Source organism: uncultured Bacteroides sp. (assembly GCF_910578895.1).
Lineage (GTDB): Bacteria > Bacteroidota > Bacteroidia > Bacteroidales > Bacteroidaceae > Bacteroides.
Genome location: NZ_CAJTSC010000067.1, coordinates 1 through 15853 on the forward strand (window position 1 = coordinate 1; position 15853 = coordinate 15853).

Sequence of the window (15853 nt, forward strand, 5' to 3'; positions counted from 1 at the left end):
ATTTTTACGATGGGATATGCTAATTGTAATTATCTTATGAATTTCCATAAATTTACAATAGAACTTGAATACCCAACATAATAGCGTGTTCTTGGCTATATAATTCAAGGACAAAATATAGGAGGTTTAATATGGCAACAAATCCACCGTCAGGAGACGGACATCGCAATGGTGCAGTGAGAAAACGTTCTCAGGTTTTTAATCCCAAAACAGAACAATGGGTAAAACGGGATAAAGATACAGGACGCTTTATTGATGTAAAACAGGATGGCACACCATTTAAGGGTGTAACTAAAGAAAAGTAATTTTTTACGAGGGCAAGAGACGATGATACTTGCCCTCTTTTATTTACATTGGCTTTATCATTGATTCTATAAAGGATATTTCATCTTCTGATAGACCGTATTTTGCATAGAGTTGAGTATCTATTTCAGATATGCTCCTACTCCAATTTATGTCGCTGTTGGAAGTGAAATCTTGTAATGGAATAAATTGAAATTTTTCTGAGGATAAGTTTATAGATGATACAGAGAGCATTAGTAAGAAACGTAAAAAGCGTGTTTGGATATATTTATATTCGTTTTCAACAACTAACTTACTCTCGGAAGCCCCAACAATAAGGTAGGAATCTGTACACACATCATTAGGTCCAATAATCTCTGTTCTGGAGATTATCTTAAATTGTCCTTTTTTATCTGGTTCTCCTGCATGTTCAGCAGTAACCTTACTCATCAAAATTTTATATTTTGAAAGAAGATGATTAGTAGAATCAATTGCAGATTTTGGAAGCCATGATATTCCTGCACTTGTTATTAAACGAATTTCCCCCGTTTTTTCACCACGAATATTAGATGATAGTCCGAAGGGATTACGAGAGTTGACTATTGATGCAAAAGAATTATCAGATTGACATTTATGTACTATGTGAATAGCCGAATTGTAGCGAATAAATACTGAAAATTGGTCTAATGGACGCTGTTCCATGTCTCGTTGTGTTCCTTGAATAGTCGTAATACTACAATTGCCTTTGTAGTTTACATCCCATAAAATATAGTTGACACCACCGCCAATGCTTGCTGTAGGAAAACAATCTTTGGCATTTACATAGTCAAAAATATGGCTAATTCTTTTATCAGATAACATACTTTCTCTAAAAGAGTCCAGTCCTTTCCCTCCTGCAAACCAACGAGAAGGCATAATCATAGAGATATAGTTAGGGGCTATTTGTTTTGCTATTTCAATAAATAAGTTATATACAGGTTTTGCACTAACTCCAGCACCGCCATCCATAATCTGATACGGAGGATTCCCAACTATCGCATTGATTTTCATGTTCTTTATTCCTGTTCTGTCCGTAATAAATTTATCTACCTGCTTGATAAAATGTTCCGGTTTGTTTTTGATTTGATTGATTAAGTCCTCGAAATATCGGGTGTTTACCTTTGCTTTACGGAAGCCTATAAGTGTGCGTTTGGTGATGCTCTTTGCCATCGGAGTTTTGCAGATGACAAAGATGTTTTCAGCCACGATCTTGTCCCATATACGCTGTTCATCCTCAATACTTGACACCGAAAACAAGGAGTTCTTTAGCCTTGCGCGGTAAATGCTGTATGCCATGTATAAAGGGTATAATCCGGATTTGGAATTGATTTCAAGAATTCGTGAATCCGGGGCAAACACATTGGCAGTCACTTCGCCCCGGTCAATGAAACGAGGTTCGGACAAAGTGGTTTCATAACCCTTTTCAAAGAAGTTATATCCGCCTAAACAATCGCCAAGGTGCATATTCACCACACGCCAAGGCGTGAGTACCGTTTCTTTGTCAGGATTGCGGAATGTGCTGAATATATCCGTTATACGCTCGATGCGTTCTTCCACGCTCAGTTTGTCCGCAGCACGAGCCATGGCACGGATGCGCTTGCCTGCCGCACAGAATATTTCCGGGTCATAGTATTTCTTGATGCTGTTGAACTTCTGTTTGGTAACACCCTTGGGCATGAACTCCTCCCACGATTGCGGATCAATGAGTGAAGCGAAGTTGTCAATCGTAATCTCTTGACTCTCATCACTCAACTCTGCTCCGTAGATAAGCAATGGCATACGGATGGAGATACCCCGAAGAATAGAAATAGCGGCCTCGCGGTTGTTCTTTTTCTTTTTCAATTCTTCAAGGCGTTTCTTCTCCTCTTCCGTCAAAGGTTGCTTGTCCTTGCCTCTCTTCTTGGATTTCTTTTCAAGGTCTTCAAGTTCCTCGTATTGTTCATCGGTCAGCCCCTGATTATTGATGTCCACCTGATTAGTCTTTGGCATTGCCTTGGTCTGGCCGATAATCTTTTTCAGGTCGTCAAATTCTTGCAATTCCAAGTCGTTGAGCTTCATCAACTCGTCATTATACAGACTCTTGTCTTCAAAACCGTTGCGGACTACACGTTCCACATACACACGTTTGAGCTGCTCCAACATCTTGGGTACATCGAACCGGCTCATTCTGGAGCCTTCGATGGAGATAATCGGACAGAAGTTCAGAAACTCGCCCATAATCTTGCGGTCGTTGCCGCTGGTCTTTCCTGCCTTTGCAGAAATCTTTGCTGTCTCGGCAATGACTTTCAATGTCCTGTCAGGAGCGAAGTCAAACACATAACACTGTTCCTTGACGCGTCCGTTGATGGTGGCAGGCGTCTGCACGCGAAAGATGGTCTGCATATAACCTGATGCGGCGGTATTATAAGAGCCTGACAACATGAATACGCCCGTCCATGCCTTGACACTGACGCCAGTCGTCAATCGTCCGCAGGACAAGGTAATGGTACGAGTGGCATCGGGGTCTTTGCCGATGGCTTCTTCCACCGCTTCAAGCGCATCCTTGCTCTCTTCGTCCTCGTCACCGTCTCCTGCCACATTCACCACCTTGAAATACCGGAATACAGGATGTGATTGTAGTAAAGCACTCATGGCACGAGCCTCCTTCACACCCGGCAACATCCATAGCGTATGACGGAAGATGTTGCGGTATTCCTCGTTGGCAAACGGATAGCAACTGTCCTTGTCCTCTTCGGTCAAAAGGTTTAAGAAAGCGCTGACATCCTTTTCATGGATAAAGTTTCCGGCTTCATTTACCCGGAAAAACTCGCGGAAATTGAAAGCCACGTCTTCATCCACGAACTCATGGAGTAACCGTCCGAGGTCGTAGGTATAGATGTTCATCGTGGGCAGGGAGGCGTACGGATTCGGATCACCGAAATGGGTCAAATCCCATGAGGCCTTTGCCCGCTGCTCCATCACATAGTCCCAGGTATAAATCTCGTCCTCCTTGAAGTCGTCCAACAGGTTGAATGGTGTGCCGGAAAGTCGCAGTATCTTGGTATTTGCTTTTGTCAGTTCCTGCATGACAGCCTTGCCTAGCTCCGTCTGTGTCCCTTCGTGCGCCTCGTCCACGATGATGCAATCCCAAGCGGTGACAAACACATCATTGTTCTTGTCAAAATTGCCGCCCACAAGTTCAGAACCGCGTAAATCCTGCATGGAAGCGAAATACACATATTGGCATTTGCCTTGCTTTGCTCTCGCTTCAAGCGATATATGGCTGTCACCGTTGTTCTTTGAGCCATACGCAAAACCGGGACTGTCATAGAATATCTTGCCGAAATCCTCGAACCAGCCGCTGTCCACCACGGGGCGATGTGTAAGAATCAAAGTACGGTTGAAATCCATGTCTTTCACCACCTGCAATGCCGACAACGTCTTGCCGAAACGCATCTTGGCATTCCAGAGCATTTGGTTGCTTTTCTTGAATTGTTTCTTGGTCTTTTCAATGGCCTCCCGTTGTTCCGGGCGGAATACAATCGGAGTCTGGTCGTGTGAAACTTCGGCGGAAGAGAGCGATTCCCGTCCCTCCTTTACGGCAACTATTGCCCGTTTGACAGTCTCAAGGTCGGTAATAAACCACTCGTTGGCCTTGTTCTCGGTATCGAATATCTTTTTTCTGATGCCGGAACGTTCCAGAACGCTATGCACTTCCTTGTCGTTGAAAGAACACAAGCCTTTTCTGCTGTTGTATATGGTAAGTTCCGTATATAATAGGTCGTACGCGATACCTGCCGTTTGCGTATATTGGTTGATGCGTTTCTTCGCGGACTCGTTGAGAGCCTTGCTGTTCGGAGCAAGACCGAAAACATTGTCATTGTCACAAGTGGCCTCGCCCACTTTCAGGCATCCCCTATGTGCGGCATCATTGATGCGGAACACATATATCAGTTTTAATTTTAGTGAAGATGTGAATTTCATGCTGCACTATTTTTAACTTTGTTAAGAATCACTCTCGTCTCGGCATAGCTGGAACAAGTTCCGCTCTACTCTCGACTTAACCGTTTATTTTATAAGGTCGATAAATCGGATTCGTTTTCCCATTTTTCCCGTTTCAGGGTCTTTGGCCCGCCAGTCCTTGATTTGGCAATAGATGCCGTTGTGCCTTCGGATGTCATCTTTCTGACAGCCTTCGCATTGACTGACTTCTTCCCTTGTTCCGAACAAGTCGGCTACAACAGTCCGGCGTTCACCGCAGCTGTTCGGCACGACACCTTTAAGCCCGTCCATCTGCCAGACGTTCCATGAAATGATGTAAGCGATATAATTGATGGATTTCAACAAGGGTCGCTTGCCGAACTTTTGTTGATAGTATTCGATAAAGGAGATAAGCATGGATTCACGGGCAATCAACAAATTGTCGCCTTGCCATTCGTAGGCGTAAATGCTCTTATACGCTTCCTGTACCCATTCCAACCATTCGCCGGAAGTTTCCGTATTTTCGCCTACAACCCGCAACTTGCGGTCAAGCAAACCGATGCGTTCCTTAATAGGAATGGTCTCTCCCGTTGTGGTGTCATAGCGACTGACGATATAAGGGGCTTCCCCGCAGGTTATCTCCAGTCGGTTGTCACGTACATAATCTTTCCAAGTCTTACCTTCCGGAAATTGAATTTTCTCTGAGTTGGGTCTCCACCGATGACAACCCTGTTCATCGGTGTACTCCGTATTGAACACATCCTTTCTTCCAAACCATGCTTCATCGATCAGGTTGTTCTGCGCATTGCATATCCATGACGGAGTGAACACCTCTGCCATTTCTCGCGAACGTGCGGTTTGGGTGTCACGACTTTTGAGGATACGCGGCATGATGACATGCCCGTTATCTCCGGTAATAAGACAGGAAAGAATTGGCGAATCATATTGATACCCTTCGCCCAGATATTCATAATCGGAAGTAGCCCAAAAGATATTGCGCTGAATATCCTCCTTGCTCGTTGTATGGTCTTTGAGCAGGATATTCAACAGTTCGGGCGAAAGCCGAAAGATACTATCTTCCAATATATCAACTTCAACAGGCATTTTATATCGGGTTTATGAGTATCTCTTGATAAGAGAGCCATCCCGAAGAAATAAGCACTAATAATCAGTGTTATAGGAACTCGATTTGACGGATTTACAAAACAGATTCTCACAAAATGCCTTTCATATATCATTATAAATGAGGATTAAACACGGAATTTGAAATATTATGCGTACCTTTGCGAAATAAACTATATCTCTTATCAAGAGATTCGTCTTTTCGCTCAACACATTTCACCATAAATATCCGGTCAAAAATCTTTCAGTATAAGGCTGTTTGCCTTGTCCACCACGCTTGTGTCAAGCGATGCGAGATAGATGCGCGTAGTCTCTTCCGAATCATGTCCCATGCCCTCGCTGATGACAGAAAGAGGGATGTTCTTGCTCTTGGCAACGCTCGCCCAACAATGGCGGGCAACGTGCATAGTCAGCGGTATGTTCAATCCTGCCAGACCGGCAACTTCCTTCAACGCCACATTGATGCGGCAGATGGCATTACGGTATTGTGTCCGTTCATCGGAACAGGGGTTTGTAATTATCGGCAGGAGGTAACGGGTGGCCGTATTCTCTCCATACTTGGCGATGATGTCTTCCATGCACTTCTCCCACTTGACGGTGAGCTGCTGCCCGGTCTTTCTTCTCCGGTACGTGATGGTTCCGTTCTTCAAGTCCGATTTTTTCAGATAGGCCATATCAATGAATGACATGCCACGGGTATAAAAGGAGAAGAGGAACATATCCCTTGCATAGTCCAGATGCAGTTTCAGGGTCAGGTCAAGTTCCTTGATATGTTTGATGGCTTTCAACGGGATGGCGCGTTTCACCGTCTTCCCGATGCCCGTGTAAACGTGTTTGAATGGGTGTTTCTGTTCCGTCAGTTCCTTTTCCACGGCACGGTTGTAAACGGCACGGAGTATGCGCATATAAAAGGAAACCGTGTTGGGACAAATGCCCTTTCCTTTGAGCCAGGCTTCGTAAAGCATCATAATGTTGCCGTCTATTTCGCACAAGAGTATATCCTGTCCCTCACGGAACTTCATAAAACTGGCCAATGCCGCCGTATAGGTTTCTGATGTGCGGACTTTGCCAAGCTGCTTCAACTGTCCTATGATGCCCTGCATGAAACGGAACAGCGATTGTTCTCCCGTTTGCCTGTTGAATTTCTCGATGATACTATCAACGGAATAAATTCCTCCTTGCCTATCGCATTGGGAGACTATGGCTTTCAACCGTCTGGTGTCCCAGTCGATATGTTCCGCCACTTCTCGGAGATACCGTTTCCTGTTTTCGCCGATTTCGGGCAGGATTTTCACAGAGGAAGTTTTCTTGTCCCATTCCGTGTCAAATATGCGGTAGTCCGTCTTGACTTGGCGGACTATGCGCCCGTGGATTACCTGATAATATATGCTGCCTTCCCTGCCGCTCGCGGTGGAAGGACGAAATTTCACTTTTATGGATGCCATTCACTTTATTTTTGTTGTTTGGATTGTTTTTCTTCCTCTCTCACTGTCTTGACCTGCCGGTTGAATATAGCCAGCGTGGAGTCCACACCGACAACATCTACCAGTTTCTCGTAAGCCCCGACAGTTACTGCCAGTTCCGGGTACAGTTCGTTGAGCATGACCGTGGTCACATGGTGTTTGTCTGCAACCGTTCTCAACCGTCTGTTTTCCTCCCGGTATTCATGCCATTGTACCCAACTGACGGCAAACAGGGCAAAGAATACGAACGTACAGCCTATGCCAGTCCATACATAAGGATTCTTATGCCAGCCATCGGGAACTTTGCTCCATAGTCGTCTTGTTGTGTTTATCACCTTGTCCGGCCGGATTGCCTGCCACAGTTCCGGTATGACACCTTGCTTTTGCCGCACCTGTTCCGAAGCCTGCTTGTCTTTCTCCACATGGGCAGTCAGCAGATCCAGTATCTTGTTAAGTTGTTCCTTGATAGTGGGAACTCCATGCTTGCGCATATCCTTCTCGTTGGCTTCGGTGTATAACCGCAGACTTGCTACCGCTTCATCACCTATTGATTGCTTGTATTCCTCGATGGCTTCCTTGCTTCCGAAAATGGCATTGACATTTTCCGGTGCATTGCCATTGAAGAACCGTATAACAGGCTCCAGCTTCGCTTCCAGCCTTTTCAATGCCTCGTTCTTGTCCGAACTGTCTTTTGCGTCCAGTTTTTTCTTGACTTCCTCGATGTCCACTGCCAATGCTCCGATAAGGTCGGTTAAGTTCTGCTTGTTGTCCTTCATCTTTTTCTCCTCTTTGGTTTATGTTTGTCCTTTTCGTTGTCATTCTCACCCCAGCCGCTTTCGTTTCCTCCACCTCCGCCACCGGATGAGACCTTGGCTTGGTGCGGTTGTACGCACAACTCCATGAGTGTGCCGATGGTCACTTGAACGATATTTGAACCGGGTTCAGCAGGGATGCTTCCGTTGCCGTCCGCTTCCGCTTTGGCCGGTGACGGCTCTTTTATAAAAGTATCAGCCGTATTGTTGTGGAATCCCACATCCTGCCGGGTCGGTTGTGGCTGTTCTTGCACACGGGGCTGCCATACCATACCCTCGGAAATTTGGTTCCCGAAGAGCCTGTCCAGCTTATAAAAACTCATGCTCCGGTCTATTCGTGAGCCGCTGAACGAGATTTCATTCTTCGTGAACGATACTCCGATGATTTTACCTTTGCTCTTGTCATATTTGAAATTCGCCACGATTCCTTGCTTTGCCAGCCTGTCGCACAAATCCGACCAGCAGTTACAACAGGGTAATGCCGCCTTGATAGCGTCATAGATTTGGTATTTCACCTTGTCCTTACCACGCAGGCGGTCACGCTTCACGTTCATCTTGCCCTTGGAGAAGTGCAGTCCGTATTCTCTCGTGAGAGCTTTGCATACTTTTACATTACGCACATTATCGTTGCTGTCGCTGATGGTGTTCCCGTCATTGTCCACCCTGTTGGCCACGATATGCAGATGCTGATGTTCCCTGTCGGTATGGCGGCACACGATGTACTGGATGTTCGTTATCCCCATGCGCCGCATATACTCACGGGCGATTTCGACCATCAGGTCATCTGTCAGCTTGGATGTGTCCTCGTGTGCGAAGTCCAGCGAGATATGATACACCGGATTTTTCAGCTTGTGCCCCGGCTTGTCGTCTGCCTGTCCCTGCATACTCCTTGCGATGGTGGCGTTGTCATCCAGCCTCACGTCCTTGCTGTCGATAAGCCTTGCCTTCTTCGGGTTGTTCACGTAGTTCACCACTTTGGCGAAACTCGCCCGCTTTTTCAAATCGCCCATCATATCCTCTCTATGATTTTATTGAACTCGTCCAGCAAGTCCATGATTTTGCCTTTCAAAAGAAAAAAGCCCTGCTGGTGCGCCATCTTCGTCAGTTGGTTCAAGTTGTTGCATCCTCCCTCCAGCATCCTTATCTGCTGCCTGTCCTCCTGTGTCCGTGCCGCCACGACTTTGCCGTGCAGTAACAGTTCGCGCAGAAAGTGCGACGGTTTCTTGCCTGCATCGGTAATCCGTTTCATGACCGCTTTCCATTCGGCAAGCGTGAGCCGTGTGGATATGGTCTTTGTCCGCGCCTTGCCTTTTACCGTTTTGGGGCGGCCTCCCTTGTTCCTGTTCTCCTGATATGTCATATCCGTTTTCTTTTATTCGTTAAACCGTTCTGTTTTTTAGGGCTGTAATCCGGGCTTGCCGTTTCCTGTGTGGCCGGGTCGCCGTTTGTGGCGTGGTTTTCGTGGACGAAAACATTAACTTGCCAGCCCTAAAAAATATCCCTTCTAAAACGCTGTCGCTTGCCATCCCTGCCGCTTCATTCCTGTGGCTGTTTCCATTCCAGTGAGCCGGACAGCGTATTGCTATCCTCTAAAACAGGTGTGTTGTCGGCATCCACGATAGCATTTCCGCAGTGCCTTCCACTTCGCTTTCGGTTGTTGCAGCCGTTTCGGTTTCCGCTGTTCCTATACCTTCTATAATAGGATTGGAACCGATCGGATTCATGGAAGGCAAGCCATCTGTTCCCTTAGCCGTTTCTTCTATCGGTTTTTCTTTCTTCTTCCTTGCCGAACTGCGGCGCAACGTCTCTAATTGTTGCCCGTTGAAAAGGAATACCCGTACCCCTTCGTATGCCTTGACTGTCTGGCGGTATGTCGGATTCTCGATGAGCCGCCCTGCTATCATCCACGACTTCACGCACACCATGTCTATGATGGAAGTCACGGGATTGGAATCAACACGGATTAGCCCGCGTTCCGAGAAATCCTCCAACAGACGGGACACCGCCTTGCGACCGATACCCCATTCCTTGGCCAATACCAGCATGGAGCCGTCCACCTGTCCGGAATGGACGGCATAGCCCAATCCCCGTTTGGTGTTCTGCACTTCCGAAACCGCCATCTTCGACAAAAGGGAAAGAAGATAGGTAAGGTTGCATATTCCGTCCGTGCTCCCGTGCAGGAAGTACCATGCCTCCACAGGCATTGCCATCTCCAATTTGTAGCACGGCAAAACAAGCTGTTTCAAATTCTTCATAAGCCTTGATTTTTTTGTTGTGCGTCTTACAAATTATCCCTTGGCGTTCTTGTCAGCCTTCCTGTTGGTGGCTTTCAGGCTCTTGATGCGGTCTATCTGTTCCTTGGGAAACAGGACACGCCGTCCTATCCGCTGCCCCTTGATGTGTCCTAACTTCTCGTGCCGCCAGATGGTCGCTATGCTCACGCCCCATTTCTCCGCCAGTTGCCGGATGGTGTAATACTCCGATGTGTCCTGTGGTGCCTGTTCCTGCCGGTATTCCTCAAACGCGCACCTCACGCTTGCGCCGATAAGCTGTTGAAGCTCGTCGCGCGATACCAGTACCATTTCTGTCTTATCTGTCATAATTCACTGATTTTAAGTTCATGGCGGCAAAGGTATGGCAATAATAAAACCTGTGAATTTGTGGTATTCTGTGAAATGACACCGCATGAAAAAAGCCGTCAAACAACTGGTGCTTAACGGCTTGTGGAAGTCTGTGGGTTGTGGTGAATTGTAGCCACCTGTGGGTTATGTCACTATTTTATCATGGGAAGCAGTTCTTTGAGCTTCGCTATAAAGGTTTTCTCCACATTATACTTGGCGAGGCTTTCGGGTGTCAGACCCATAGAACGGGCTGCGGCTTCCCTGTAACCTTTCCAGTCCTTGAAGTAGGCTTTGGACAGCAGGATGGCGACACAGCGCATCTTGCCTTTCACGCAACTGCCGTATATCGTGGAATAGTCGGCACGCATGACGGCACGGAGAAAGTCCCGGTCGGAAACGGCATTGCCGTCCAATAACGGCTTGCCCTTGTCGGGGCCGCTCTGCACGGTGAAAGTGGAAAGGAAACGGTACAGCCTTAAAACGGGAACTTGCGCGGTCGTACTGAACGCGCCGCCTTGCATTGTATCTGTGGCGATAAAACCGGATGACGCTTCTTCCGTACAAGAGGGTATTGTTTTGGATGTTGCCGACTTGGACTCGTTCTCATGCAGCACGTTTCTTTTGACATATCCCATCGTCATGGCGATATGGAACATCTTTATTCCGGCAGACTGTGCTTTCACATCATCATTTTGGGGCAGCATGGAAAGGTGGATGGCTTCCGCAAAATATTCCGTGAAGAGTTGCGCCAAATCCTTGTCGTTGGCATTGACAATATACTCCTTGACGGCTTGGATTTTCACCTTATCCACTTTGGCAAGTGAGGCATACATTTCTTTCCCTCTGTTCCCGTCTGAATCCTTTGCACACTTCCGTATGGCGGCACGGATAGTGTCGATGCAGTCGGTGGCTTCGGTACGTGTCATTGGCTTGGGAGAAATATCAGAACCTTCCGGCGATACTTTCTCCTGTTCTTTTTCGGGAAAGAAGTATTGACTTATGACTTCCATGCTCAGGTAAGCTACCCCTGTACGGAAAGCCGCCTTGTTCAAGTCCGCATATTTGGAGCAGATGCCATGAAGCATTTTCGTGTCATCGTGAAGTTCGACAAACTTCCGTGCCAGCTCCTTGTCCTCGTGTTCGGTGATATATTCCCTGATGCCGGCCAAAAGAAAAGGCAGGGGCTTCAGGCTGTATCTGATGTTCCGGCAAATCTCCTTGCAATCCGTTTCGCCACTGCCTGAAGACTTGCCGGCAAGCGATTCCGCAAGTTTCAGGCTCTCACTGATTACGTTGGACAGTTTGAACAGGTCGCTAATGATGTCAAACCTTGATTTTTCCATAAGCACCTCCTTATATTTCGATGATACCCTTGAAATCCTTTAACGCTATGACGGCCTTTTCCTCCGCGTCCAGTTTCAGGTAGCGGCGCAGTTGCGCCTCGCTGCTGTGTCCCGTGATGGCTTGGATGGAAGGCAGAGGGACGCCAGCCTTGTATGCGTTGGTGGCGAAACTTCTCCGGGCTGTATGGGAAAGAAGCATATCGCAGAACCTCCTTCCACGTTTGGGGTTGAGCCGCTTCTCGTCAAAGCCGCAGTCATGTATCCAGCCGAGCAACAGGCCGATGGTCTTCACCAGCTTGTTCATTTCATTGGGATGAACCGGAGGTAACTTACCGTCATACTTGGCAAGTATGGCTCTTACTCGCCTGTCAACGGGGATATAGACTTTCTTTTCCGTCTTCTGCTGGGTGATGAGTATGAACTCCGTGCCGCCGATTTCCGTTATCATGTCCTCGCATATCCTTGAATAGTCGGAAACACGCTGCCCGGTCAGACAGCCCACGATGAAAATGTCCCTCACGTGCTCCAGCGTCCTGATATGGGTAATCCTGCATTTGGAAAGTTGTGCCAATTTTTCGTCCTCGCTGATGTCAAGTGATTCCAGTCTCTTTTTCACAGCCTCCTTGGTGGAAAGGTCGAGGTCGAGCATTTCCTGTATCTGTTCCGGCGTGAGGTAGATGTTGTCCACCTCCTCCTTTTTCGGCACGAAGTCGGAATGACGGAAATCATCGCATTTGGTCAGCTTGTCCTCGTAGGCCGCCTTTGCCACCGTGCGGACATCGGTCATATACGAGTTGATGGCGTTGGGCATCAAGCCCCGTTCTTTCCAGTAACCGACAAGGCTGTTGCGTGTCTCCATCGTCATGTCATCCAGTCCGAGTTTGCGGTGTGTTTCCTTTTGGTAGTTGCGAATCTGTTTTTGGATAATGCGCAGACCTTTTATATAGGCAGGTGATACTTTCACGGTACGGCCTTTCTTGGTGCGCCGTCCGATTTCCATGTCTTCTATATAAGAGGTGAGGAAATCCTCAAACAGCATCCGGCCTTTGGGCTTGACCTCCACAATCTGCATCATACCGTTGAGCACGTCGTGTTTCACGCTCTCGATGATGTTCTTGGCCTCCTTGGGATTGAAGCCGTCCGCCTCGAATGCCGCCTTTATCCTCGCGAGGACTTGGGCGAACTGCCCGTACTTTATCCCGATGCTTGACATCAGGGCTGACGAGGTGTATTGCAGGCTGCGGTACTTTTCCCATTCAAGTTGCTTGATGGTGAAGCCCGTTACGACTTTCATGTTCGCCTTTCCGCTGCGCACACGGGCATAGATGGAACCGTAGTCCTCCTTTCCTGCCTTGGATGATTTGATGAAGATGAAATCCATACGCGATATATCCTTTGGTTACATGATGCAAAGGTACAAAATATATCCCGAAATATAGTATCAAACAGTACCAATATTTTCTAAAACCGTGAAATTTCGTGAGTATTCAAACCAAATGAAAATATCTGCAAATAACTGATATACAAAGATAACCTATAAAACGGAATTTCACTGAATATATTTAGTGGATAGTGGACTACTACACCAAACTGTCCGACTTCCACGCCCAGTTCCGTGCCATCGGTACGAACTACAATCAGGTCGTTAAAGAGTTGCGCATCCACTTTTCGGAGAAGAAGGCGATGGCGTTGCTCTACAAGTTGGAGAAACATACCATCGACCTTGTGAAACTGAGTCGGGAGATTGTGGAACTTTCAAGGGAGATGTATGCCAAGTGGGAACAACAGAAGGAATAATTCCATAACATATTGAAGAAACTTAGCTGATTTCCAGTATCGTTGATAAACTCAGGCTGCCAAACAATATTATTGCTGACCATATCCCAATTGGGTATCTGAAACTTTACTTAAGAATAAAATCCATCAAAAGAATTTATAAAAGAGCCGTATCATTGCTTATGAGTGGCATGATACGGCTTTTTGATGTACCTATTCAAAAAGTTTGTGCCAAATGCTATTCATTTGATGTCTGCAATATTTATCAGATTATTGGCGATTGCATAAATCACAAGACCTGCCGAAGAATGTATCTGTAATTTATTTGAAATGTTTCTACGGTGGGTCGTAACTGTATTTACAGATATACACAATTCTTCCGCAATTTCTTTATTACTCTTGCCTTTGGTTAAACAAACAAGAATATCTTTCTCTCGGTCACTCAATTCTTCCACTTTTTCGTTTCCAGTGAAATTGTTTTGTACATCATCGGTATAAACAATTTTTCCACTTCTATGTAGTTGCTGTTCTACAAGTTTAACGGCAGGAACAAATAGTTTGTCTTCAATCTTGCAATGGGATGTTAAATCCTGTTCGCAAAATAAGATTTCCAACAAAACTGCATTTAGCAAATAGTTATTCTTTTCAGGATAATAGCGTATGATTATATCTTTCAATTCTTTAAGTTTATAACCAATAGGAGTATGTTTTCCTGCAAACGCTGAAATATTATAGTTACGATTAAGAAAACCCTGTAACAGTTGTTCGACATAGGTAAAAACAACTTGATTTTCATACTCCATATGCTTTTTTACCTCCGCTACATATTCGTCATAGAAACGAATAATTAGTACGGCTATATCATTGTTGCCAGAACAGTCTATGGCTTCAATGAGTTTCCGGCGGATATTAGGCAGATTGAATCCCAAATAATATTCGTGAGCCTGTTTCAAATATCCCATAAGAGAAGACAAAGAGAGTGTGTCATAATTACAGATTCCCTTTACTACAAAGTTCACAACTGCTAAAAATGTCCTTTCATCTACATTGTGCGCACGACATACCTCCCCGACAGATTTGTCTCCAAATCCCAAAGGTAGCCCAAACCGTCCCATTACAAGGATGAGCGAATTGTGTTTCTTGACAATATCCCGCATTTTTTCATTGGGTTTATATCCTATGTCATTATTACTCATAATACAGTTTTATCGAATTGTTTGATGCTGCAAAATTACTCATATAATATATAACTGACAATACTTAAAAAGCATGATAACAGCGTATCATGTAGTCCCAAAATACTAAAATGAGAGTATTGTTCACCCTGAGATTCCGGGGTAATTTTGCAGCCGGAAAAAATAAACAAATAAAAAATAGCAGATATGAAATTGAAAACGATTTTAGCAGTTGCTGTCGTGGCGCTCAGCTCGGCAGCGTGCAGCGACGATGAGAAACAACCGGCCGTAGCCGATATCGCCGGCAGTTACGAGGGTTACACACTGGCAGGTTGCGCCTATTTCCAGAGCACCTGTACGGCCGGCGAAACCGTCGTCGTGACCGAAAACACCGACGGCACGGCCCGCGTTACCTTCATCTCCGACTCGTGGGGCGAGTTTACCATCCCCGGTGCGCAAATGAGCGAGAACGGCGGCACCTGCACCCTCACGGGCAGCGGTCAGACAAAAATGGGTCTGGGCGGCAACGTCTCTTCCTACGATTGCACATACACCGCAGTGATCCATTCACGCGAAAAGGCACAGATGCAGTTCAAGGTCGCCGGTGTCATGGGAGGCCTGACCCTCGACTTCACCACAGGCGAGGCTCCCGCCGACCTGCTGCTGGCCGGGACTTACAAAGGCTATACCGATGCCGACTGTACCTATTTTCAGGACCGCTATACCGACGATGAAAGCCTGAAGGTGACGGCCAACGGCGACGGAACCCTTGCGGTCCTCTTCGAATCGGCGGCGTGGGGCACATTCAAGGTCGACAAAGCCACCGTCAGGAAGAACGGCGACAATTATACGTTCACGGGCGAAGGGACGGTGTCGATGAGCATGGGAGACAACGTAAAGGACTATGCCTTCACCATGACGGGAGAGAGCAACGCCGCAAAGGACGACTATTTCATCGCATTCAACGTACCTGCCGTAATGGGCGGACTTACCGTCACGCTGCTGCCGGGCAAGGCTCCCGCCACCGCAGAGTAATCACCTAATAAGAATAGAGATGTCAGTAAGCCATAAAATAACATCTATTCTGTCGGGAGTGATAGCCATGCTATCGCTCTCGGCTTGTAACGGCATATTGGAGGATATCTATGACGCGCCCCGACCCGAAGATACCCGGACCTACGGTTTCATCGCCGTCGATGACAATACGCACACGGGCCGCATATACCTCGACGCGACGGACTACACCGAGTGGCACTACAT

At 46.7% G+C, this 15853-nt stretch carries 13 protein-coding genes and 2 pseudogenes; 4 read left to right on the forward strand and 11 right to left on the reverse strand.

Annotation, left to right across the window (positions count from 1 at the left end; all coding sequences use genetic code 11):
- The first annotated feature begins 131 nt into the window (after positions 1-131).
- Complete coding sequence (locus tag QZ327_RS12755; RefSeq protein WP_004310545.1) at positions 132-305, forward strand: hypothetical protein; 174 nt, start codon at positions 132-134, stop codon at positions 303-305.
- 43 nt (positions 306-348) lie between these two features.
- Here the strand turns inward: QZ327_RS12755 and QZ327_RS12760 are convergent, their stop codons facing one another.
- From QZ327_RS12760 to QZ327_RS12805, 10 genes are all read right to left on the reverse strand, one after another.
- Positions 349-4284 carry an Eco57I restriction-modification methylase domain-containing protein gene (locus QZ327_RS12760; RefSeq protein ID WP_294619874.1) on the reverse strand — a complete coding sequence of 1312 codons (3936 nt, stop codon included), beginning with the start codon at positions 4282-4284 and terminating at the stop codon, positions 349-351.
- Between the two features lie 84 nt (positions 4285-4368).
- Positions 4369-5385, reverse strand: coding sequence for a restriction endonuclease subunit M (locus QZ327_RS12765; protein WP_294619876.1), 1017 nt, complete (start codon positions 5383-5385; stop codon positions 4369-4371).
- Between the two features lie 251 nt (positions 5386-5636).
- A complete protein-coding gene (locus tag QZ327_RS12770; protein WP_294619878.1) occupies positions 5637-6848 on the reverse strand; it encodes a site-specific integrase in 1212 nt (403 codons plus the stop codon).
- Between the two features lie 5 nt (positions 6849-6853).
- Positions 6854-7642 (reverse strand): hypothetical protein, encoded by a 789-nt coding sequence (locus QZ327_RS12775; RefSeq protein WP_294619881.1) that lies wholly within the window; start codon positions 7640-7642, stop codon positions 6854-6856.
- A complete protein-coding gene (locus QZ327_RS12780) occupies positions 7639-8691 on the reverse strand; it encodes a relaxase/mobilization nuclease domain-containing protein (protein WP_294619883.1) in 1053 nt (350 codons plus the stop codon). Before QZ327_RS12780 ends, QZ327_RS12775 begins: the two co-directional genes overlap by 4 nt.
- Positions 8688-9038, reverse strand: coding sequence for a mobilization protein (locus tag QZ327_RS12785; protein WP_294619885.1), 351 nt, complete (start codon positions 9036-9038; stop codon positions 8688-8690). Before QZ327_RS12785 ends, QZ327_RS12780 begins: the two co-directional genes overlap by 4 nt.
- Before the next feature lie 229 nt (positions 9039-9267).
- Positions 9268-9933, reverse strand: coding sequence for a hypothetical protein (locus QZ327_RS12790; RefSeq protein WP_294619887.1), 666 nt, complete (start codon positions 9931-9933; stop codon positions 9268-9270).
- A gap of 33 nt (positions 9934-9966) precedes the next feature.
- The gene (locus QZ327_RS12795; protein WP_004310563.1) at positions 9967-10278 is read right to left on the reverse strand and encodes a helix-turn-helix domain-containing protein; all 312 of its coding nucleotides are present in this window, start codon (positions 10276-10278) and stop codon (positions 9967-9969) included.
- 173 nt (positions 10279-10451) lie between these two features.
- The gene (locus QZ327_RS12800) at positions 10452-11642 is read right to left on the reverse strand and encodes a hypothetical protein (RefSeq protein ID WP_294619890.1); all 1191 of its coding nucleotides are present in this window, start codon (positions 11640-11642) and stop codon (positions 10452-10454) included.
- A 10-nt stretch (positions 11643-11652) separates the two neighbouring features.
- On the reverse strand, positions 11653-13023 hold the full coding sequence (locus QZ327_RS12805) for a site-specific integrase (RefSeq protein ID WP_294619892.1): 1371 nt from the start codon (positions 13021-13023) through the stop codon (positions 11653-11655).
- Between the two features lie 188 nt (positions 13024-13211).
- Here QZ327_RS12805 and QZ327_RS12810 point away from each other — a divergent pair.
- Positions 13212-13439 (forward strand): annotated as a pseudogene (locus QZ327_RS12810) (hypothetical protein); the annotation flags it as partial.
- 221 nt (positions 13440-13660) lie between these two features.
- On the opposite strand, the gene QZ327_RS12815 reads toward QZ327_RS12810, so the two are convergent.
- Positions 13661-14614 (reverse strand): helix-turn-helix transcriptional regulator, encoded by a 954-nt coding sequence (locus QZ327_RS12815; protein WP_294619894.1) that lies wholly within the window; start codon positions 14612-14614, stop codon positions 13661-13663.
- 186 nt (positions 14615-14800) lie between these two features.
- On the opposite strand from QZ327_RS12815, the gene QZ327_RS12820 reads away from it, so the two are divergent.
- Complete coding sequence (locus QZ327_RS12820) at positions 14801-15628, forward strand: calycin-like domain-containing protein (protein WP_294619896.1); 828 nt, start codon at positions 14801-14803, stop codon at positions 15626-15628.
- A gap of 19 nt (positions 15629-15647) precedes the next feature.
- Positions 15648-15853: pseudogene (locus QZ327_RS12825) on the forward strand (hypothetical protein); the annotation flags it as partial.